This window comes from Falsiroseomonas stagni DSM 19981, assembly GCF_900114315.1.
GTDB lineage: Bacteria > Pseudomonadota > Alphaproteobacteria > Acetobacterales > Acetobacteraceae > Falsiroseomonas > Falsiroseomonas stagni.
In genome coordinates, this window is record NZ_FOSQ01000005.1 from 303,140 (window position 1) to 324,486 (window position 21,347).

Sequence of the window (21,347 nt, forward strand, 5' to 3'; positions counted from 1 at the left end):
ATGCCCATGCTCGACCGTGTTGCCCGGAGCCTGCTGCTGACGGAGATCGTCTCCGGCATGGCGCTGACGCTGGGTCAGTTCTTCAAGCCGAAGGCGACGATCAACTACCCGCATGAGCGTTCGCCGCTGAGCGCGCGCTTCAAGGGGGAGCACGCGCTGCGGCGCTACCCCAATGGCGAGGAACGCTGCATCGCCTGCAAGCTGTGCGAGGCGATCTGCCCCGCCCAGGCCATCACCATCGAGGCCGAACCGCGGGAAGACGGCAGCCGCCGCACCACGCGCTACGACATCGACATGACCAAGTGCATCTACTGCGGCATGTGCGAGGAAGCCTGCCCGGTGGACGCGATCGTCGAGGGGCCGAACCTGGAGTTCGCCACCGAGACGCGCGAGGAACTGCTCTATGACAAGGCCAAGCTGCTGGCCAATGGCGATCGCTGGGAAGCGATGCTGGCCACGCGGCTTGAGCTTGACGCGCCGTATCGCTGAGACGACCGCCCCGGGCTTCGGGGACGATGGGAACGAGATGATGAACGCTACCGATCCCGGAGGGGCGCGATGATCGCCGCAGCCGCCTTCTATATCTTCGCGGCCGTGCTGATCGCCAGCGCGGTCATGGTCGTGACCAGCCGCAACCCCGTGCACAGCGTGCTGTTCCTGATCCTGGCGTTCTTCAACGCGGCGGCGCTGTTCCTGCTGGCCGGGGCCGAGTTCCTGGCGATGATCCTGGTCATCGTCTATGTCGGCGCGGTCGCGGTGCTGTTCCTCTTCGTCGTGATGATGCTGGATGTCGACTTCTCCGCGTTGCGCGAGGGTTTCCAGCGCTACGCACCGGTCGGTGGCGCGGTGGGCTTGGTGCTGTTCGCGGAACTGGTCTTCGTCTTCGCCACCTGGCGCTTCGCCGATGATGTCGGCGGGCTCCGGCTGAACCCGACGCCGGAGGGTGTGGACAACACCCGCGCGATCGGGCGCATCCTCTACACGGACCATGTCTGGCTGTTCCAGCTTTCGGGGCTGATCCTGCTGGTCGCCATGATCGGCGCCATCGTGCTGACCCTGCGCGGCCGGCCGAATTCGAAGCGCCAGGACATTGCGGCTCAGGTCGCGCGGTCCGGCAGCGTGAACCTGCGCCAGGTGCGCAGCGGTGCGGGCCTGGGCGAGATCGGGATCGAGCGGCCGCCGGTGGCGGCGCCGGAGACCCCGAAGAAGGTCGAGCACCATGGGCATGGTGGGGGGCACCACTGATGATGGCCGTCGGCCTTGCGCACTACCTGACGGTGGGTGCCATCCTTTTCGTGCTGGGCATCCTCGGCATCTTCCTGAACCGGAAGAACATCATCGTCATCCTGATGTCGGTGGAGTTGATCCTGCTGTCGGTGAACCTCAACCTGGTCGCCTTCTCGGCGCAGTTGAATGACCTGACGGGCCAGATCTTCGCCATGCTGATCCTGACCGTGGCGGCGGCCGAGGCCGCGATCGGCCTGGCGATCCTGGTCATCTACTTCCGCAACCGCGGTACGATCGAGGTGGAAGACGTGTCCACCCTGAAGGGCTGAGCCGATGTATGTCGGTGCGATCTTCTTCCCGCTGCTCGGCGCGACCATCGCCGGGTTCCTCGGCCGCTGGATCGGCGACCGCGCGGCGCAATGGGCGACGGTGGTCTGCATGGCCATCGCGGCGGCCTGCGGCAGCGCGGCCTTCATCCAGGTGGCGCTGGGCCATGCGCCCGGCGTCGCGCCGCTGTTCACCTTCATCGATGTCGGCAGCTTCGAGGTCTCCTGGGCGCTGCGCTACGACACGCTGAGCGTGGTGATGGTGGCGATGGTCACCTTCATCTCGACGCTCATCCACCTCTACTCCGTGGGCTACATGTCCCACGACCCGACGACGCCGCGCTTCTTCGCCTACCTGTCGCTCTTCACCTTCATGATGCTGATGCTGGTGACGGCGGACAATTTGGTGCAGCTGTTCTTCGGCTGGGAAGGCGTCGGCCTCGCGAGCTATCTCCTCATCGGCTATTGGTACGAGAAGGAGAGCGCGAACCGCGCGGCGATGAAGGCGTTCATCGTCAATCGCGTGGGCGACGTGTTCTTCATGCTCGGCCTGGCGCTGACCTTCTGGACCTTCCAGTCGGTCGAGTTCGACACGATCTTCGCGAGCGTCGAGCAGGCGCAGGCGCAGCGGTTCCTGGGCATGCCGGCGCTTGAGGTCATCGGCGTGCTGCTGTTCCTCGGTGCCTGCGGCAAGTCGGCGCAGCTTGGCCTGCACACCTGGCTGCCGGATGCGATGGAGGGGCCGACGCCCGTCTCCGCGCTGATCCATGCCGCGACGATGGTGACGGCGGGCGTGTTCCTGATGGCGCGCATGTCGCCGGTGATGGAATACGCGCCGACGGCGCTGGCCATCGTGACGATCGTCGGTGCCTCCACCGCGATCTTCGCGGCGACGATCGGCTGCGTGCAGAACGACATCAAGCGGATCATCGCCTACTCCACCTGCTCGCAGCTCGGCTACATGTTCTTCGCGGTCGGCGTGGGCGTGTACCAGGCGGCGGTGTTCCATCTGTTCACCCATGCCTTCTTCAAGGCACTGCTGTTCCTGGGGGCGGGTTCCGTCATCCATGCGATGTCGGATGAGCAGGACATCCGGAAGATGGGCGGGATCTGGAAGAAGATCCCCGTCACCTACACCGTGATGTGGATCGGCAGCCTGGCGCTGGCGGGCGTGCCGTACTTCGCCGGCTACTACTCCAAGGACATGGTGCTGGAAGTCGCCTATGCCGCGCATAGCGGCCCGGGCATGTATGCCTTCGTGCTCGGCCTGTTGGCTGCCTTCCTTACGGCCTTCTATTCCTGGCGCCTGCTCATCCTGACCTTCCACGGCGCGCCGCGGGCGGATCACCACACGATGGAGCATGTGCACGAAAGCCCGCTGGTGATGCTGGTGCCGCTGCTGGTGCTGAGCGTCGGCGCGGTCTTCACGGGCTACGTGTTCTACGACTACTTCGTGGGCGATTTGCAGGAAGCCTTCTGGAACGGTGCCATCTTCACCAGCCCGGACAACCACGTGCTGCACCACGCGCATGAGGTGCCGGCCTGGGTGCCGCTGGCGCCGACGGTCGCCGGCGTGGCGGGCATCGCGCTGGCCTATGTGCTGTACATGGTCGCGCCGGGGATCCCCGGAAAGCTGGCGGCGAGCTTTGGCGGCCTGTACCGCTTCCTGCTCAACAAGTGGTATTTCGACGAACTCTACGATGCGATCTTCGTGAGGCCGACCCGGGCGCTGGCGCAGGCCTTCTGGAAGACGGGTGATGCGCGGCTGATCGACGGCATGCCGAATGGCGCGGCCTCCCTGGCCGTGGATGCGGCGCGCGGGGCGGTGAAGCTGCAGACCGGGCGCGTGGCCAACTACGCCTTCACGATGATCATCGGCCTCGTGGCCTTCATATCCCTTCTCCTGCTCGGGATGCCCCGATGAACGCCGCCGGCTTTCCCATCCTCAGCCTTGTCACCTTCCTGCCGCTGGCGGGGGCGCTGATCATCCTCACCGTGCGCGGTGAGGAGGAGGTCGTGGCGCGCAACGCCCGCTGGACGGCGCTCTGGACCAGCCTGATCACCTTCGCGCTGTCGCTGGTGCTCTGGGTGCGCTTCGACAGCGGCTCCGCCGATTTCCAGTTCGTGGAGCAGGCGAGCTGGCTGCCGGAATTCGGCGTCGGCTACCACATGGGCGTCGACGGCATCTCCGTGCTGTTCGTGCTGCTTTCCACCCTGCTGACGCCGCTCTGCATCCTGGCGTCGTGGGAGAGCGTGCAGTCGCGCGTCCGGGAATACATGGTCGCCTTCCTCGTGCTGGAAAGCATGATGATCGGCATGTTCTGCGCGCTGGACTTCGTGCTGTTCTACATCTTCTTCGAAGCCGTGCTGATCCCGATGTTCCTCATCATCGGCGTTTGGGGCGGTGCGCGGCGGGTCTATGCCGCCTTCAAGTTCTTCCTCTACACGCTGGCCGGCTCCGTCCTCATGCTGCTGGCCATCCTGGCGGTCTGGTACCAGGCGGGCACGACCGACATCCCGACGCTGATGGAGACGGTCTTCTCGCCGCGCATGCAGTTCTGGCTGTTCCTGGCCTTCTTCGCCTCCTTCGCCGTGAAGGTGCCGATGTGGCCGGTGCATACCTGGCTGCCGGATGCCCATGTGGAGGCGCCGACGGCGGGCTCCGTCATCCTGGCGGGCGTGCTGCTGAAGATGGGGGCCTACGGGTTCCTCCGCTTCAGCCTGCCGCTGCTGCCGCAGGCGAGTGCCGATTTCGCGCCCTTCATCTTCGCGCTGTCCGTCATCGCGGTGATCTACACCTCGCTGGTCGCGCTGGCGCAGGAGGACATGAAGAAGCTGATCGCCTACTCCTCGGTCGCCCATATGGGCATCGTGACGCTGGGCATCTTCACCTTCACGGCGCAGGGGCTGTCGGGCGCGCTGTTCACCATGCTGAGCCATGGCGTGGTCTCCGGCGCGCTCTTCCTCTGTGTTGGCGTGCTCTATGACCGCGTCCACAGCCGGGAGATCGCGCGCTACGGTGGCGTGGCCAAGATCATGCCGGCCTATGCGCTGGTCTTCATGCTGTTCACCATGGCCTCCGTCGCCCTGCCGGGCTTGGCGGGCTTCCCGGGCGAACTGCTGGTGATCGTGGGCGCCTTCAAGGTCAGCCCCTGGGTCGCGCTGGGCGCCTGCATGGGCATGATCCTGGGTGCGGCCTATGCGCTCTACCTCTATCGCCGGGTCGCCTTCGGCAAGATCACGCGCGACGATCTTCGCACGCTGCTCGACCTCAGCCCGCGGGAATACGCGGTCTTCGCGCCGCTGATCCTGCTGACCCTCTGGATGGGGGTCTATCCCTCCTCCTTCCTCAATTTCTTCGAGGCAAGCGTGACGGCCCTCGTGACGCGGCATGAAGCCGCGCTCGGTGCCGCCCGCCTGGCCGGGATGTGAGCCCGATGAACTGGACCCTCGCGCTGCCGGAGATCGTCCTCGGCGTTTCCGGCCTGCTCATCCTGGCGGGTGGCGTGATCCCGAAGAAGGACACCTTCTTCCCCGTCTCCATGGCCGTCATCGGCGCCCTCGTCCTCACCGCCGCGCTGGTGCTGGGGCAGGGGGAGGGCACGGCCTTCATGGGGCAGTATGTCTCCGACGGCTTCTCCCGCTTCGCCAAGGTGCTGATCCTGCTGGGCGCGGCGCTGGCGCTCGTCCTGGCACTCGACTTCAACACCAAGGCCGGGCTGGACCGCTTCGAATACGCGGTGCTGATGCTCTTCGCGGCGCAGGGCATGCTGGTCATGGTCTCGGCCAATGACCTGATGAGCCTCTATATCGGGCTCGAGCTGCTGTCGCTCTCGCTCTACGTCATCGCGGCCTTCGATCGCGACAATCCCCGCAGCGCGGAGGCGGGGCTGAAGTATTTCGTGCTCGGCGCGCTGGCCTCGGGCCTTCTCCTGTACGGGTCGTCGCTGGTCTATGGCTTCGCGGGCACCACCAATTTCGACCGTCTGGCGGATGCGCTGTCCTCCGGCCAGGTGGGCATGGGGCTCATCATCGGGCTCGTCTTCGTGCTGGCGGGTCTCTGCTTCAAGATCAGCGCCGTGCCGTTCCACATGTGGACGCCCGACGTGTACGAGGGCGCCCCGACGCCGGTGACGGCTTTCTTCGCCACCGCCCCCAAGATCGCCGCGATCGCGCTGCTGATGCGCGTGCTGGCGGGGCCCTTCGGCGATCTCTCCGCGCAGTGGCAGCAGGTGATCTGGTTCGCCGCGGCGGGGTCCATGCTGCTCGGCGCCTTCGCGGCGCTGACGCAGAAGAACATCAAGCGGCTGATGGCCTATTCCTCCATCGGCCATGTCGGCTACGCGCTCATGGGCCTGGCGGTCGCGACTGATGGCGGGTTCCGCGGCGTGCTGGTCTACATGGCGATCTACCTGGTCATGAACCTCGGCACCTTCGCGGTGCTGGTGGCGATGCGCCGCAACGGCAAGTCGCTCGAACAGGTGGATGACCTGGCGGGGCTGGGACGCACCGATCCGCAGATGGCGCTGTGGATGGCGATCTTCATGTTCTCCATGGCCGGCGTGCCGCCGATGGCAGGCTTCTTCGGCAAGCTCTACGTCTTCCTCGCCGCGGTGCAGGAAGGCTTCTGGGTGCTCGCGCTGATCGGCGTCTTCACCAGCGTGGTGGGGTCCTATTACTACCTCCGCATCATCAAGGTGATGTACTTCGATGCGGCGGCGGAACCGATGGATCCGCGCCCGGCCGGGGTCACGGTGGTGATGGCGGGGACGGGCCTGCTGACGCTGCTGTTCTTCCTGTTCCCGGCGCCGATCATCGCGGCCGCCCAGGCGGCCATCGCCGCCCTGGCGGGATGACCACGGCCGTGATGGCCCGGCCACGCATGGGCCAAGGCGGGATGGGCCAAGGCGGGATGCGCGTGGCATGAACCTGCCCCCGGCCGGCTGGCGGCTGCGGGTGCATGATTGCCTCGGCTCCACCACCGATCCCCTGTTGCGCCTGGCCGCGGCGGGGGAGCCGGAGGGGATCGCCATCCTCGCCCTGCGGCAGACGGCGGGGCGCGGCCGGGATGGGCGGGTCTGGGACAGCCCGGCCGGCAATCTGTATGTGTCTGCGCTGCTGCGGCCGGGCGGCCCGGCGCGCGATATCGGGCAGTGGGCGTTGCTGTCGGCGGTGGCGCTGCATGATGCGCTGTCCCCCTTCCTGCCCCCGGGGGCGAGGCTCACGGCGAAATGGCCGAACGACCTGCTGCTGGATGGCGCCAAGGTCGCCGGCATCCTGACCGACAGCGCCGCGGATCCGACCGGGCAGGTGGAGTGGATCATCTTCGGCATGGGCGCGAACCTGGCCGCTGCACCACCGGTGCCGGGCCGGGAGACTGCCTGCCTGGCGCGCGATGGCCACGCCGCGCCGGCGCCGCAGGTGGTGGCGGCCGCGCTGCTGCGCGCCATCGACTGGTGGCGCGGCGTGCTGGTGGCCGAGGGGTTCGGCGCGATTCGGCAGGCCTGGATGGCGCGCGGGCCGGTCATGGGGCAGGCACTGGCCATGCGGGATGGCCGGGCTGGCCGCTATGCCGGGCTGGCGGATGACGGCAGCCTGCTGCTGGCCGGGGAGGGGCGGATCGTCGCCCTGTCCACTGGCGAGATCGGCGGGGAGGCGAGGTAGGGACCGATGCTGCTGGCTGTTGATGCGGGCAATACCAATGTCGTCTTCGCGGTGCATGACGGCACGGAATGGCGCGGGCGCTGGCGCATCCGCACGGATGCCGAACGCACCTCCGACGAATATGCGGTGTGGCTGCTGACGCTGCTGCAGCATGCCGGCCTGAAGCCGCATGACATCGAGCGCTGCGTGATCGGCACCGTCGTGCCGGCCGCGCTCTACAATTTGCGCCGCCTGTCGCGCGAATGGTTCGACTGCGAGCCGCTGATCGCGCGCGCCAGCCTGGATTGGGGCTTCGACATCCGCGTCGATGCGCCGCATGAGGTCGGTGCCGACCGGCTGCTGAACGCCCTCGCCGCGCATGAACGCTACAAGGGGCCGCTGATCGTCATCGATTTCGGCACCGCCACCACTTTCGACGTGGTGGCGAAGGACGGCGCCTATCTCGGCGGCGTGATCGCGCCCGGCATCAACCTGTCGATCGAGGCGCTGCACCGCGCCGCGGCACGGCTGCCGCGGATCGGCATCGGGCGGCCGCAGGCGGTGGTCGGGCGGAATACGGTGGCGGCGATGCAGTCCGGCATCTATTGGGGGTATGTCGGATTGATCGAGGGGATCGTCGCGCGAATCAGGGCGGAGCAGGAGGAAGCGGTGGATGATCGCCTGAAGGTGATCGCGACCGGCGGCCTCGCCCCGCTTTTCGCCGAAGGCACCACGGTGATCGAGACGACGGACCAGGATACGACGCTGGATGGCCTTCGCCTGTTGGCGCTGCGCAACCCCGCACCCATCTTCACGCGGACCGCGCGACGCGACGACCCCTGAGGCGAGGGCTGCCCCGATTTGACGGCGGCAGCCCCCTCGGCCCGGTCGGCGTCTCGCCCCGAGACGACGAGGAAGCGCCATCCGGCCCCGACCGAGGGGTCCGGGCGGATGCGTGCTTCCGACGATGACGACGACTGAACCGACTGAGAATTGGAAGAACAACATGACTGGAGACCTGGCCTTCATCCCGCTCGGCGGGACGGGGGAGATCGGACTCAACTTCAACGTCTATCGCTGTGACGGGGCGCTGCTGGCAGTGGATTGCGGCCTCGGCTTCGGGGGGCCTGAGCATCCCGAGGTGGAGGTGATGGTGCCGGACCCCGCCTGGCTGGCGGAACGGCGCGACCGGCTGCAGGGCCTGGTGATCACCCACGCGCATGAGGACCATGTGGGCGCGGTGGCGCATCTGTGGCGGCAGCTGCGCTGCCCCATCTGGTGCACGCCCTTCGTCGCCGCCGTGCTGCGGCGGAAGCTCGGTGAGGCCGGGCTCGGCCAGCAGGTACAGGTCCATGTGGTGCCGCCCGGCGGGCGGTTCGAGGTCGGCAGCTTCGACCTGGAATTCCTGCGGGTGTCCCATTCCGTGCCGGAAGCCCAGGCGCTGGCCATCCGCACGAAGTTCGGCAACGTGCTGCACACCGGCGACTGGAAGCTGGACCCGAACCCGCTGATCGGCCCACCGACGGATGAGGCCGCCTTCGCGCGCTTCGGGGCGGAAGGCGTGCTCGCCATGGTCTGCGACAGCACCAATGCGCTGGTCGAGGGCCATTCGGGCAGCGAAGCCGAGGTGCGGCGGAACATGACCGCCCTCATCAAGGGCATCAAGCGCGGCCGCATCGCCGTGACCTGCTTCGCCACCAACCTGGCGCGAGTCGAATCGGTGGCCTTCGCCGCCCGCGCGGCGGGGCGGGAAGTGGCGCTGTTCGGCCGCAGCCTGCGGAACGCCGAAGCCGCAGCGCGGGAATGCGGCTACCTGAAGGACACGCCCCCCTTCCTGTCGGAGGAGGATGCGGAGGACATGCCGGACGACAAGCTGGTGGTGATCTGCACCGGCAGCCAGGGCGAGCCGCGCAGCGCCATGTCCAAGATTGCCGCCGACACGCATCCCCACATCTCGCTGGGGGAGGGCGATACCGCCATCTTCTCCTCCCGCATGATCCCGGGGAATGAACGGGCGATCCTGCGGGTGCAGGATGAACTCAGCCGCGCCGGCGTCGATGTGATGACGGCGGATGACCACATGGTCCATGTCTCCGGCCACCCGGCGCGGGATGAGCTGAAGCGGCTGTACCAGATCGTGAAGCCGAAATACTGCGTGCCCGTGCATGGCGAATGGCGCCACATGAACGAGCACGCGAACCTGGCCGAGAGCCTGGGCGCCATCGCCCATGTGATCGAGGATGGCGACGTGCTGCGCCTGTCCCCCGGCCCGGTGGAGACGGTGGAAAGCGTGCCGGTCGGGCGGCTGGCCATCGATGGGGACAGGCTGCTGCCGCTGGATGGCGATGTGCTGGCGGCGCGCAAGAAGATGCTGATGAACGGCGTCGTGGTGGCGAGCTTCGCGGTGGATGGCGCGGGGCGCGTGCTGGGCCAGCCGCAGATCTCGGCGCCCGGCCTGTTCGACGGATTCGGGGAGGAGCCGGCGCAGATCGCGGCGGACCTGGCGCGGGCGGTCGGCGAGATGCCGAACGCGACGAAGCGGGAGGATGGGCTGCTGCGGGAAGCCGCGCGCACCGCCATCCGCAAGGCGGTCGGCCGCCGGCTGCGCAAGCGGCCGTCGGTCGAGGTGCATCTGCTGCGGGTCTGAGGTGCCGTGGCGCGGGCTGCCGAGGATGTCGAGAGACTGGAACCGGCGGACCGCGCCGCCTGGCGCGCCTGGCTGGCCGCGCACCACGCCCGGCCGGCGCCGGTCTGGCTGGTGCTGCGCAAGGGGCGTGACGCGCCCCTGACCCAGGATGCGGCGGTGGAGGAAGCGCTCTGCTTCGGCTGGATCGACAGCCTGCCGCGCAAGCTGGATGAGCAGCGCTGGATGCTGCTGGTTTCCCCCCGCAAGCCGCGGAGCCCGTGGAGCCGCGTGAACAAGGCGCGGGTGGAGCGGCTGGTGGCGGCGGGGCTGATGGCGCCGCCGGGCCTTTCGAAGGTGGCGGCGGCGCAGGCAGACGGTTCCTGGGATGTCTACGAGGCGGCCGAATCGCTTGAGGAGCCAGCCGGGCTGACCACCGCGCTGGCGGCGGTACCGGATGCCGCGGCGGCCTGGGCGCGGTTCGCGCCCTCTGCCCGCAAGGGCATCTTGTGGTGGATCGCCGCGGCCCGGACTCCCGAGACGCGGGCGAAGCGGATGGCGGAAACGGCGCGCCTGGCGGCGATGGGGCTGCGCGCAAATTTCCCGGAAAGCCGGGGGAGGTAGGGAACGATGGACTGGTTCACGGGGGTGGTGACCTACCTGCTGCTGTGGTGGGTCGCCCTGTTCTGCGTGCTGCCGATCGGCGCGCGGCCGCGGGATACGGAGGTTGAGGAGGGGGGCTGGCGCGGTGCGCCGTCGAATCCCCGGATCGGCATGAAGGTGGCCGGCACGACCGTCCTGGCGGGGGTGTTCTGGGTGGTCGCCTGGGGGTTGATGTCCACGGAGGTGATCAGCTTCCGGGATGGCTGGTGGGCCTATGGCGGCCCCGATCAATCGAGCCCGATCCCGGGTGTCGCGCCGGGTCGTGCACAAAATTAAGGCGGCCAACCCGCCTCCCCGCGGGTGCCGCCTGTAAAACGCGCAGTTTACATATGGAAGCCTGTTTTTTGGCTTCCGATGGCGGCGTTTTCTGTTGTGCCACCTTGGTGTGCAGCGTCACATTGGGTTCCAGAGAGAGGTTGATCCTTTCTCTGCCGTGTGACTGGCGTTTCCTCCCTAAACTCGGGCGGCACCCTTGGGTGCTGCCCGTTTTTTTGTATCCCCGCTCACGGGGGCTTGGGAAGGGGTTTCTTAAGCCTCGGAGCGGTTTTTTCGCTCTTTCCTTGCGGAAAACCAGGGGGGACGCGAACATTTGTTGCTGCGGTGCAGCAAGGGGCGCCCACGAAACCACCCTCGGACCCCCTGGTGTTTCCCCGGGACGCAGGGCGGGCTAGGTAGGTGGCCCTGACCTCCGACGAGGATCCGCCCCTTGCGCCTCTCCCGTGCCTTCCTCCCCACCCTGAAGGAAACTCCGGCGGAGGCGACGATCGCGTCCCACCGGCTCATGCTGCGCGCGGGACTCGTGCGGCAGACCTCAGCCGGCATCTATGCCTGGCTGCCGCTGGGCTGGCGGGTGCTGCAGAAGATCGAGCAGATCGTGCGGGAGGAGCAGGACCGCGCGGGCGCGCAGGAAATCCTGATGCCGACCATCCAGTCGGCCGACCTGTGGCGCCAGTCCGGGCGGTACGACGCCTATGGGCCGGAAATGCTGCGCCTGCGCGACCGGCATGACCGCGAATGCCTGTATGGCCCCACCAATGAGGAGATGGTGACCGACATCTTCCGGGGCTATGCGAAGAGCTATCGCGACCTGCCGCGCAACCTCTATCACATCCAGTGGAAGTTCCGGGACGAGGTGCGGCCGCGCTTCGGCGTGATGCGCGGGCGGGAATTCCTGATGAAGGACGCCTATTCCTTCGACGTCACGAAGGAAGGCGCCCAGCACAGCTATCGCCAGATGTTCCTGGCCTATCTGCGCACCTTCGCCCGGATGGGGCTGAAGGCCGTGCCGATGCGCGCGGATACGGGGCCGATCGGCGGGAACCTGTCCCATGAATTCATCGTCCTGGCCGAGACGGGCGAAAGCCAGGTCTTCGTCAGCCAGGATCTGCTGGACATGGACGCGCTGGCCTCGGCGCCGGACTACGGCGCGGACTTGGCCCCCGCCGTCGATGCCTGGACCAGCCACTACGCCGCGACCGAGGAGATGCACGACCCCGCCGCCTGGGAACAGGTGCCGGAAGGCAAGCGCGTCTCCGCCCGGGGCATCGAGGTCGGGCACATCTTCTATTTCGGCACCAAGTATTCCGCGTCCATGGGGCTGTCCGTGCAGGGGCCGGATGGCAAGACCGTGGTGCCGGAGATGGGCAGCTACGGCATCGGCGTTTCCCGCCTGGTGGGCGCGACGATCGAGGCGAATCACGACGAGCAGGGCATCAAGTGGCCGGACGCCGTCGCGCCCTTCAAGGCGGTGGTGATCAACCTGAAGCAGGGCGACGCGGCGTGCGATGCGCTGAGCGAGCGCATGTACGCCGCGATTCCCGACAGCCTCTATGACGACCGCAGCGAACGCGCCGGGCCGAAATTCGCCGATGCCGACCTGATGGGCCATCCCTGGCAGGTCGTGGTCGGGCCACGGGGCGCGGCCGCGGGCGTGGTGGAGCTGAAGCGCCGCGCGACGGGCGAGAAGCAGGAAGTCTCGCCCGAGGACGCGCTGGCGAAGATTCTCGGCTGAGGATGTTCGGGGCGTTCGAACGCGCGGTTGCGCTTCGCTACCTGCGCGCCCGCAAGGGCGAACGCTTCGTCTCCATCATCGCGATCTTCTCCCTGGTGGGGATCGCGCTCGGCGTCGCCACGCTCATCATCGTCATGGCGGTGATGAACGGCTTCCGGCAGGACCTCATCGGCCGGATCATCGGGCTGAACGGGCACCTCATCGTCCAGCCCGCCAGCGGCAACCGGCTGCCGGACCATGCGGGGCTGGTGGCACGGCTGCGGGCGCTGCCGGGCCTGACGCAGGTGGCGCCGATCGTCGAGGGGCAGTTGCTGGTCACCAGCGAGGCCGGGGGCGCCGCCGGTGCGCTGGTGCGCGGCATCGCGCCCGCCGATCTGCGCGCCCGCACCACCATCGCCTTTTCGCTGCGCCGCGGCACGCTGGATGACTTCAAGGACCAGGATGCGCTGGTGATGGGCCAGCGGCTGGCGATCCGCATGGGCGTGCGCGTCGGCGACCGCGTCAGCCTGGTGCTGCCGCAGGCGAGGGGGTCCGACTTCACCGCGGCGCCGAAGCTCCGCAGCTTCCAGGTGGTGGCGCTGTTCGATGTCGGCATGCCGGAATACGACAACCGGCACCTGTTCATCCCGCTGGCCGCCGCGCAGGATTTCTTCGGCCTCGGCGATGCCGTCAGCCAGGTGGAAATCCTGGTGGCGGACCCGACCCAGGTCCGCGGCGTGACGGAGGCCGTGCGCGCGGCGATCGGCGCGCAGCCGCTGCGCATCGCGGACTGGCAGGACACCAACAGCACCATGTATGCGGCTGTCGTGGTGGAGCGGAACGTGATGTTCCTGATCCTGACGATGATCATCCTCGTCGCCGCCTTCAACATCATCTCCTCCCTCATCATGCTGGTGAAGGACAAGGGGCGGGACATTGCCATCCTCCGCACGATGGGCGCCACGCGCGGCGCGGTGCTGCGCATCTTTCTGCTGTGCGGCGGGTCCGTCGGCTGTGGCGGTACGTTGATCGGCTTCGCGCTGGGCCTTTCGGTCTGCCTGAACTTCGAGAATCTGCGCGCTGCCATCCTGGCGCTGCGCGGAACGCCCTTCTTCAGCCAGGAACTGCTGTTCATCGTCCAACTCCCCGCCGTGGTGGACCCGCGGGAGGTGGTGCAGGTGCTGGTGATGGGCCTGGCCTTGTCGCTGCTGGCGACCATCTACCCGTCCTGGCGCGCCGCGCGGATCGACCCGGCCCAGGCGCTGCGCCATGGCTGAGGCGCGCATCTTCGGCGCCTTCGAACGCGCGGTGGCGATCCGCTACCTCTGGGCGCGGAAGGGGGAGCGTTTCGTCTCCGTCATCGCCGGCTTCTCCGTGATCGGCATCGCACTCGGCATCGCGACGCTGATCGTGGTGCTGAGCGTGATGGGCGGGTTCCGGCAGGAATTGCTGGGGCGAATCCTCGGGCTCAACGGGCATATCGGCGTCACGGGCGATCGCGGCACGGTCGAGAATTTTGCCGATGTCGTCGCGCGTATCCGCGCCTTGCCGATGGTGGCGCAGGCGACACCGGTGGTGGAGGGGCAGGTGCTGCTGACCAGCGATGGCGGCAGCGCGGCGGGCGGGCTGATGCGCGGCATCGCACCCGATGATCTTCGCGCGCGCCGCATCGTGGCGGAGAACATCCGCGCCGGCAGCCTGGCGGATTTCCAGGGTGACGATGCCATCATCATCGGGGTCGGCCTGGCGCGCCGCCTGTCGGTGGGCGTCGGGGACCGCGTGACGGTCGTCTCCCCCATCGGCCGCGTCACCGTCTTCGGCACGGTGCCGCGGCTGCGGGCCTACCGCGTCGCCGCGATCTTCGAGGTCGGCATGCAGGATTACGACGCCGGCTTCACCTTCGTGCCTCTGCCCGCCGCGCAGGTCTTCTTCCAGACACCCCGCAGCGCCACGCTGATCGAGGTCCACCTCCGCGATCCCGACCGCGTGGCGGAAGCGGCGCAGGCCATCCAGGCGGCGATCCCCACGCCGCTCCGCATCACGGATTGGCAGGACGCCAATAGCGGCTTCTTCCAGATCGTGCAGGTGCAGCGGAACGTGATGTTCCTGATCCTGACGCTCATCATCCTCGTCGCCGCCTTCAACATCGTCTCCTCCCTGACCATGCTGGTGAAGGACAAGGGGCGGGACATCGCCATCCTCCGCACCATGGGGGCGGGGCGCTTCGCGGTGCTGCGCATCTTCCTGCTGTGCGGCGCGGCCATCGGTGGGCTCGGCACCATCCTGGGTTTCGGGCTGGGGCTGGTGTTCTGCGCGAATATCGAGACCATCCGCCAGGCGCTGATGGCCGCTACCGGCACGACCGTCTTCGACCCCAATGTCTACCTGCTGACGCAGATCCCGGCCGTGGTGGACCCGCATGAAGTGGCGCAGGTCCTGGCGCTCGGCTTCGGCCTCTCCCTGCTGGCGACGATCATCCCGAGCTGGCGCGCCGCGCGGCTCGACCCCGTGGAGGCGCTTCGGAATGAGTGAGCCCGCACTGCGCCTGGCCGGCGTGGCCCGCCGCTTCCGCACCGAGGCCGGCGAGCTTTCCGTGCTGAACGGCGCCGATCTGGCGCTGGTGCCGGGGGAGATCGTGGCCCTCGTCGCGCCGTCCGGCACCGGCAAATCCACCCTGCTTCATCTGGCGGGCCTGCTGGAAAAACCCGATGCCGGGGAGGTCTTCTTCAACGGCCAGGCCGCCGGCACCCTCTCCGACGATGCGCGCACGGCCATCCGCCGGCAGGGCATCGGCTTCGTCTATCAGTTCCACCACCTGCTGCCGGAATTCACGGCGGCCGAGAACATCATCCTGCCGCAACTCGCCGCCGGCACGCCCCGGCGGGCCGCCACCGAACGCGCCCAGGCGCTGCTCGCCCGCTTCGGCCTGGCAGGGCGCGAACAGCACCGGCCCGGCAAGCTCTCCGGCGGCGAACAGCAGCGCGTCGCCATCGCGCGCGCCCTCGCCAACCACCCGCGCGTGTTGCTGGCGGATGAGCCCACGGGCAACCTCGATGTCGAAACCGCGGGCCGGGTCTTCCACGAATTGCTGGACGCCGTACGCGGCGAGGGCATGGCCGCCCTGATCGCCACCCACAACCCCGACCTCGCCGCGCGCATGGACCGCGTGGTGACGCTGCGGGGGGGGAAGATCGAGCAGGCGTAAGCCCGCGCCAACACCCCCGCGCAGGTTCACCGCCTACGCGAACACTCTCTCATGCGGCCCCGCCTCGAAGGCCAGGGCGCGGATCAGGTGGAGCAGATAGGGCGCGGAGGAGATGGTGCGCAGGCGCCGCATTCGCAGCCGGGCTTCGCGCCAGGCGCTGTTGCCGAAGCTGTCACGCATGGCGCGGAGGTGGCCGATGACGGCGTCTGCGGTAGCGGCCGCTGGGATACGGAAGGGGTAGTCGGCCCCCAGCAACTCGGTCGCTTCCTCGTCATCATCGGCGACGACGACGATGGCGCCGGCATGGGCGGCGGTGAAGCCCTTGGTGAAGGGCTTGAAGCCGGCGCCCCAATGGGCTCGGGGGCGGAAGGCGTAGTGCAGGTTGTAGCCGGGCAGTACCTCGAACCAATGGTTCTTGTTGCCCGTCAGCGTCTCCACCGTCGTGACCAGCCCCGCCTCGCGCACCGCGTCCAGGTGAAGCGCGTTGTCGAAATTGCCGAAATAGGCGCAGGCGAAGCGGTCCCACTGGCAGGCGATGGGCGGGATATCCAGGTCCACATGGTGCGGCAGGTGGATCACCGCCTTGTCCGGCCAGGTGGCGCGGAGGTGCCTGTACTGCGCTGCGGAGACGGCGATGAACCCATCCGCCGCGTCCCCATCGGCCGCGGTCACGCGCCGGTCCACGAAATCGACCAGAACGGTGCAGCCGGCTTGCTTCAGCCGCGCCACCACGGATTGCGGCTTCGGCATCAGCGCGGATTTGTTGACGATGGCGACGGCGTCGGCGATGGCTTCGTCGCTGAACGCCACGCGCACCCCGCGCCCATAATCCGCGGCCACCTGCGCGAAGAGGGATGCAAGCTGCCTGCCGCGGAGATGGGCGGACCCCGCCCTTTGCTGCGCGCGTTCGATGACGAAGACGATATCGCGCGGTCCGGTTGCCTCAGGCAGGGTCGCCTCAGGCATTCCGCCTCCAGGCTTCCCGGTAGGGCGTCTTCTCGACGACGATCATGCTGTCATGGAAATGCAGGCCGCCGATCGCGGTGCCGATGGGATTGCGGCGGTCCAGCCGGCCTTCGCGCGCGTCCGGGTGTTCGCGGAAGCGGGCGCGGTGGCGGTTCTGGTGCATGAAGTCCGCCATCATCTTGTCCGTCAGGCCCTTGAAGTAGTCGTAGACATTGATGCCGAGCGTAGTGTCCTGGTGCGACGGGTAGTGGACGGTGTGCGTGTCCTCCACGATGTAGAGCCCGTTATCAGCCAGCACCGGAAACAGGCCGAGGAAGGTCGTCACCATGTCGCCCTGCTGGTGCGATCCATCGTCGATGATGATGTCGGGCGTGCCGATTTCCGCGATCACCTCATTCAAGAAGTCGAAATCGCCCTGGGTGCCGGTGAAGACACGGTTGGCGATGCCGGCTTCCTCCACGGCGCGGCTGCCGGGGTCCGTGTCGATGCCGAAGATGCCTGCCTCCGGCCCGAAATACTCGCGCGCGGCGCAGAGCGACCCGCCGCCCTGCACCCCGATCTCCAGGTAGGTGATCGGCCTCCCGTCCCTGTAGGGCAGGAGGTAGCGGTCATAGAGGTCGAGGTAGTGGTCCCATTTGTCGGACCGGAAGGGCTTGGGCGCTTCCCAGATCTGGCGATAGGTCTTCATGGGGCTGATCCTACCAGAAGCCGCGATGCGGCGCCTCCGCCTCATCCTCCAGCGCCGGGCCTTCCACGGCGATGGGGCGCTGGCCGGCGGCGAAGACCTGGCGGCAGGGCAGGTCCATGGTCAGGTTCTCCGGATGCGGGCCGATCAGCGCCTTGAGGCGGGCTTCGGAGAGGCCATAGACCAGCCGCCCGATCCCGGCCCAGTACATCGCGCCGGCGCACATGGCGCAGGGCTCGGCGCTGCTCACCATGGTGGCGGTGGCGCGGACCTCGGGGCTGAGTTCGATGCAGGCGCGGGTGGCGAGCAGCCTTTCGGCATGGGCCGTGCCGTCGCCATGCGGGTGGAAGCCGTTCTTCGCCTCCATCAGGACCGTGCCGTCGGGGGCGGCGAGGAGGGCGGCGAAGGGGTGGTTGCCCTCCGCCCGTGCCTCGGCGGCAAGGGCGATGGCCCGGCGGAGGAGTCTCAGATCGGTCGATTCGCGCATTGTCCACAGCGTGGAATGGCCGGGGCGCAGGGGGCAAGGCGAAGTCGTGGATTCCGGGGCCGCGCCCCCCTACCTTGGGCGGCATGAGCAGCTTCATCCACCTTCACGCCCATTCCGCCTATTCCCTGTCGGAGGGTGCCATCAAGGCGGACAAGCTGCCGGCGCTCGCGCGCGGGTATGGCATGCCCGCGGTGGCGCTGACGGACAGCGCCAATCTGTTCGGCGCGCTGGAGTTCAGCCAGGGCTGCACCGCCAAGGGCATCCAGCCCATCATGGGCTGCCAGCTCAACCTGGCCCGGGGCGAGACGGATGAAGGCGGCGGCCGCGCCAGCGACCCCCACCGCAACCGGCCGGACCCCATCGTGGCGCTGGCGATGAATGCGGCGGGGCTGGAGAACCTCCAGCGCCTGTCCTCCTTCGGCTACCTGGCGACCGATCCTTCGGGGGAGCCCTGCGTGACGCTGGCGGCGCTGGGCGCGCATGCCGAGGGCATCTTCCTGCTGACCGGCGGCACGACCGGCCCGCTGGGGCGGTTGCTGGCGGAAGGCCGGAAGGAAGCCGCGGAAAAGCTGCTGGCCAGACTGGCGGAGATGTTCGGGGACCGGCTGGCGGTGGAATTGCAGCGCCACGGATTGGCCGTGGAGAAGGTGATCGAGCCCGGGCTGCTGGCGCTCGCGGATGCCGCCCGCCTGCCCATCGTCGCCACCAACGACGTCTATTTCGCGAAGCCGGAAATGCATGCCGCGCATGATGCGCTGCTCTGCATCGCGGAGGGACGCGTGATCGCGGAAACCGACCGCCGCCGCGTGACGGCGGAGCACTACTTCAAGTCGGCGGAGGCGATGCGCGAATTATTCGCGGATCTGCCCGATGCCTGCGACAACACCATCGCCATCGCGCGGCGCTGCGCCGTGATGGCGGAATCGAAGAAGCCCGAACTGCCGGTCTGCCCGAAGGTGAAGCCGGGCATGACGGAGGCCGAGACGGTCGCCGACATGGCGACCAGCGGGCTGGAGAAGCGGCTGGAGGACCAGGGGACGCCGGAGGCGGAGCGGCCGAAATATCGGGAGCGCCTGGCCTATGAGCTGAACGTCATCGAGAAGATGGGCTTCTCCGGCTACTTCCTGATCGTTGCCGACTTCATCCAATGGGCGAAGGCGCAGGACATTCCGGTGGGGCCGGGGCGCGGTTCGGGCGCGGGGTCCGTGGCCGCCTGGGCGCTGCTGATCACCGACCTCGACCCCATGCGCTTCGGGTTGCTGTTCGAACGCTTCCTGAACCCCGAACGCGTGTCCATGCCGGACTTCGACATCGACTTCTGCCAGGACCGGCGGGACGAGGTGATCCAGTATGTCGTGCGCGAATATGGCGCGGACCGCGTCGCGCAGATCATCACCTTCGGCAAGCTGCAGGCCAAGGCCGCGGTGCGCGACGTCGGACGCGTCATGGGCCTGCCCTATGGCCAGGTGGACCGCATCGCCAGCCTCATCCCCTTCAACCCCGCCAAGCCCGTGACGCTGTCGCAGGCGATCGAGGGTGAGCCGAAGCTGCAGGAGATGCGCGACAATGACGAGCAGGTGAGCCGCCTGCTGGAAGTGGCGCAGGAGCTGGAGGGGCTGTACCGCAACGCCTCCACCCACGCCGCCGGCGTCGTCATCGGACGGAAGGTGCTGAACGAGATCGTGCCGCTGTATCGCGACCCGCGCAGCCCGATGCTCATCACCCAGTACTCGATGAAATATGTCGAGCAGGCGAGCCTGGTGAAGTTCGACTTCCTCGGGTTGAAGACGCTGACGGTGTTGCAGCGCGCCGTGCAGATGCTGGCGAAGCAGGGGGTGGAGATCGCCCTCGAACGCATTCCGCTGGATGACGCCAAGACCTACGCCATGCTCGCCAAGGGCGATGCGGCCGGGGTGTTCCAGTTCGAAGGGCAGGGGATGCGGGAATGCCTCCGCATGATGCGCCCCGACCGGTTCGAGGATTTGATCGCGGCGGTGTCGCTGTACCGACCGGGCCCGATGGCGAACATCCCCGCCTATTGCCAGCGCAAGCATGGCGAGAAGTGGGAACCGCCGCACCCAGCCATCATGAACATCGTCGGCGAGACCTACGGCATCCTGGTCTACCAGGAGCAGGTCATGCAGATCAGCCAGGAGCTGGCCGGCTACAGCCTGGGCGGCGCCGACCTGCTGCGCCGCGCCATGGGCAAGAAGATCCGCAGCGAGATGGAGGCGCAGCGCAAGATTTTTGTCGAAGGCGCGGTCAAGAACGGCGTGCCGGAAGCGAAGGCCGGCGAGATCTTCGACCTGATGGAAAAATTCGCTGAATACGGCTTCAACAAGTCGCACGCCGCGGCCTATGCGCTGGTCAGCTACCAGACCGCCTGGCTGAAGGCGAACCATCCCGTCGCCTTCCTCGCGGCGTCCATGTCCCTCGACCTCGGCAATACCGATAAGCTGGCGGGCCACATGCAGGAAGCCGCGCGGCTCGGCATCGCGGTGCTGCCGCCGGATGTGAACAGATCCGGCGCGGAATTCGTGCTGGAGACGCGGGACGATGGCAGCATCGCCATCCGCTTCGCGATGGCCGCCGTGAAGCGCGTGGGCCTGGGCGCGATGAAGGATCTGGTGGCGGCGCGGGATGCGTCGGGGCCCTTCGCCTCGCTGTCGGATTTCGCGGGGCGCGTCGATCCCAAGCTGCTGAACAAGATGCAGCTGGAGAACCTGGCCCGCGCCGGCGCCTTCGACAGCCTGGAGCCCAACCGCGCCCGCATGGTGCAGGGCGTGGAATCGGTGCTGCGCGCGGCGCAGGAAGCGGCGGAGCGCCGTGCGAACCCGACGCGCGACATGTTCGGCGCGGAGAGTGCGCCGCCGCCGCTGCGCCTGCCGGAAGCGCAGGATTGGCCGACGCTGGAACGCCTGACCTATGAGGCGGAGGCGGTGGGCTTTCATCTGTCTGCCCATCCGCTGGATGCGTACAAGAAGGTGCTGACCAAGATCGGCGCCGTCTCCTCCGTCCGCATCGCGGAGCGTGCGCGTGGTGGCTCCGCCAGGCTCAAGCTGGCGGGGACGGTTGTGGCCATCAAGTCGGGCCGCACCAAGACCGGCAACAAGATGGCCTGGGTGAAGTTCAGCGACGCGGAAGGCAGCTACGAAGTCACCTTCTTCAGCGAAACCCTGGCGCGGGCGGATGGCATGCTGTCCGAAGGCCAGGCGCTGGTGGTGACGACGGAAGTGCGGCTGGATGGCGACACGGTGCGGCTGACGGCGCTGGAGCTGGAGCCGCTGGAGAAGGTGGCGCAGGGGATGGCGAGTGGCATCCGCCTGTGGCTGGACCAGACCGCGGCCGTGGACCACATCCGCACCCTGCTGGGCCGAGAGGGCAAGGGGCGCGGCCGCGTGCTGCTGGTGCCCGTGACGGGGCCGGGGCAGGAGGTGGAGATCGCGCTGCCGGGGGGGTTCAATGTCTCCCCGCGCCTGATGCAGGCGATGAAGGTGGTGCCGGGCGTGGCGGAGGTGGAGGAGATCTGACG

19 protein-coding genes are annotated in these 21,347 nt (G+C 68.0%); 16 read left to right on the top strand and 3 right to left on the bottom strand.

Annotated elements, in window-relative coordinates:
* The 15 genes from nuoI to BM041_RS15675 all read left to right on the top strand — a co-directional run bounded on the left by nuoI (position 1) and on the right by BM041_RS15675 (position 15,677).
* Positions 1-489 carry an NADH-quinone oxidoreductase subunit NuoI gene (gene nuoI / locus BM041_RS15605; RefSeq protein ID WP_092960788.1) on the top strand — a complete coding sequence of 163 codons (489 nt, stop codon included), beginning with the start codon at positions 1-3 and terminating at the stop codon, positions 487-489.
* A 69-nt stretch (positions 490-558) separates the two neighbouring features.
* Positions 559-1,245, top strand: a complete 687-nt coding sequence (locus tag BM041_RS15610; RefSeq protein ID WP_092960789.1) for an NADH-quinone oxidoreductase subunit J — start codon at positions 559-561, stop codon at positions 1,243-1,245.
* On the top strand, positions 1,245-1,556 hold the full coding sequence (gene nuoK / locus BM041_RS15615) for an NADH-quinone oxidoreductase subunit NuoK (protein WP_217648733.1): 312 nt from the start codon (positions 1,245-1,247) through the stop codon (positions 1,554-1,556). Before BM041_RS15610 ends, nuoK begins: the two co-directional genes overlap by 1 nt.
* 4 nt (positions 1,557-1,560) lie before the next feature.
* Positions 1,561-3,477 carry an NADH-quinone oxidoreductase subunit L gene (nuoL, locus tag BM041_RS15620; RefSeq protein ID WP_092960790.1) on the top strand — a complete coding sequence of 639 codons (1,917 nt, stop codon included), beginning with the start codon at positions 1,561-1,563 and terminating at the stop codon, positions 3,475-3,477.
* Complete coding sequence (locus BM041_RS15625; RefSeq protein WP_092960791.1) at positions 3,474-4,985, top strand: NADH-quinone oxidoreductase subunit M; 1,512 nt, start codon at positions 3,474-3,476, stop codon at positions 4,983-4,985. The genes nuoL and BM041_RS15625 overlap by 4 nt, the downstream gene beginning before the upstream one ends.
* A 5-nt stretch (positions 4,986-4,990) precedes the next feature.
* A complete protein-coding gene (gene nuoN, locus BM041_RS15630; protein ID WP_092960792.1) occupies positions 4,991-6,409 on the top strand; it encodes an NADH-quinone oxidoreductase subunit NuoN in 1,419 nt (472 codons plus the stop codon).
* 67 nt (positions 6,410-6,476) lie between these two features.
* A complete protein-coding gene (locus BM041_RS15635; RefSeq protein ID WP_092960793.1) occupies positions 6,477-7,217 on the top strand; it encodes a biotin--[acetyl-CoA-carboxylase] ligase in 741 nt (246 codons plus the stop codon).
* Positions 7,218-7,223: 6 nt separating this feature from the next.
* Positions 7,224-8,039: a type III pantothenate kinase gene (locus tag BM041_RS15640; RefSeq protein ID WP_092960794.1), complete on the top strand. Its 816-nt coding sequence runs from the start codon at positions 7,224-7,226 to the stop codon at positions 8,037-8,039.
* A gap of 124 nt (positions 8,040-8,163) precedes the next feature.
* Entirely contained in the window at positions 8,164-9,843 is a 1,680-nt protein-coding gene (locus BM041_RS15645) for a ribonuclease J (RefSeq protein ID WP_245762107.1), read from the top strand.
* 6 nt (positions 9,844-9,849) lie between these two features.
* Positions 9,850-10,443, top strand: a complete 594-nt coding sequence (locus tag BM041_RS31850; RefSeq protein WP_092960796.1) for a YdeI/OmpD-associated family protein — start codon at positions 9,850-9,852, stop codon at positions 10,441-10,443.
* Between the two features lie 6 nt (positions 10,444-10,449).
* Entirely contained in the window at positions 10,450-10,758 is a 309-nt protein-coding gene (locus BM041_RS15655; RefSeq protein WP_092960797.1) for a DUF1467 family protein, read from the top strand.
* Between the two features lie 430 nt (positions 10,759-11,188).
* Positions 11,189-12,493 (top strand): proline--tRNA ligase, encoded by a 1,305-nt coding sequence (proS, locus tag BM041_RS15660; RefSeq protein ID WP_092960798.1) that lies wholly within the window; start codon positions 11,189-11,191, stop codon positions 12,491-12,493.
* 2 nt (positions 12,494-12,495) lie between these two features.
* A complete protein-coding gene (locus BM041_RS15665) occupies positions 12,496-13,749 on the top strand; it encodes a lipoprotein-releasing ABC transporter permease subunit (RefSeq protein ID WP_092960799.1) in 1,254 nt (417 codons plus the stop codon).
* Positions 13,750-13,756: 7 nt separating this feature from the next.
* On the top strand, positions 13,757-15,004 hold the full coding sequence (locus BM041_RS15670) for a lipoprotein-releasing ABC transporter permease subunit (protein ID WP_092960864.1): 1,248 nt from the start codon (positions 13,757-13,759) through the stop codon (positions 15,002-15,004).
* Positions 14,997-15,677: an ABC transporter ATP-binding protein gene (locus BM041_RS15675; RefSeq protein WP_092960800.1), complete on the top strand. Its 681-nt coding sequence runs from the start codon at positions 14,997-14,999 to the stop codon at positions 15,675-15,677. The genes BM041_RS15670 and BM041_RS15675 overlap by 8 nt, the downstream gene beginning before the upstream one ends.
* Positions 15,678-15,710: 33 nt before the next feature.
* Here the strand turns inward: BM041_RS15675 and BM041_RS15680 are convergent, their stop codons facing one another.
* The 3 genes from BM041_RS15680 to BM041_RS15690 are packed head-to-tail and all read right to left on the bottom strand — an operon-like array spanning position 15,711 to position 17,815.
* Complete coding sequence (locus BM041_RS15680; RefSeq protein WP_092960801.1) at positions 15,711-16,643, bottom strand: hypothetical protein; 933 nt, start codon at positions 16,641-16,643, stop codon at positions 15,711-15,713.
* Complete coding sequence (locus BM041_RS15685; RefSeq protein ID WP_092960802.1) at positions 16,636-17,331, bottom strand: class I SAM-dependent methyltransferase; 696 nt, start codon at positions 17,329-17,331, stop codon at positions 16,636-16,638. The genes BM041_RS15680 and BM041_RS15685 overlap by 8 nt, the downstream gene beginning before the upstream one ends.
* A 10-nt stretch (positions 17,332-17,341) precedes the next feature.
* Positions 17,342-17,815: a nucleoside deaminase gene (locus BM041_RS15690; protein WP_092960803.1), complete on the bottom strand. Its 474-nt coding sequence runs from the start codon at positions 17,813-17,815 to the stop codon at positions 17,342-17,344.
* 83 nt (positions 17,816-17,898) lie between these two features.
* Between BM041_RS15690 and dnaE the strand changes: the two genes are divergently transcribed.
* Positions 17,899-21,345, top strand: coding sequence for a DNA polymerase III subunit alpha (gene dnaE, locus BM041_RS15695; protein WP_092960804.1), 3,447 nt, complete (start codon positions 17,899-17,901; stop codon positions 21,343-21,345).
* Positions 21,346-21,347 lie beyond the last annotated feature (2 nt).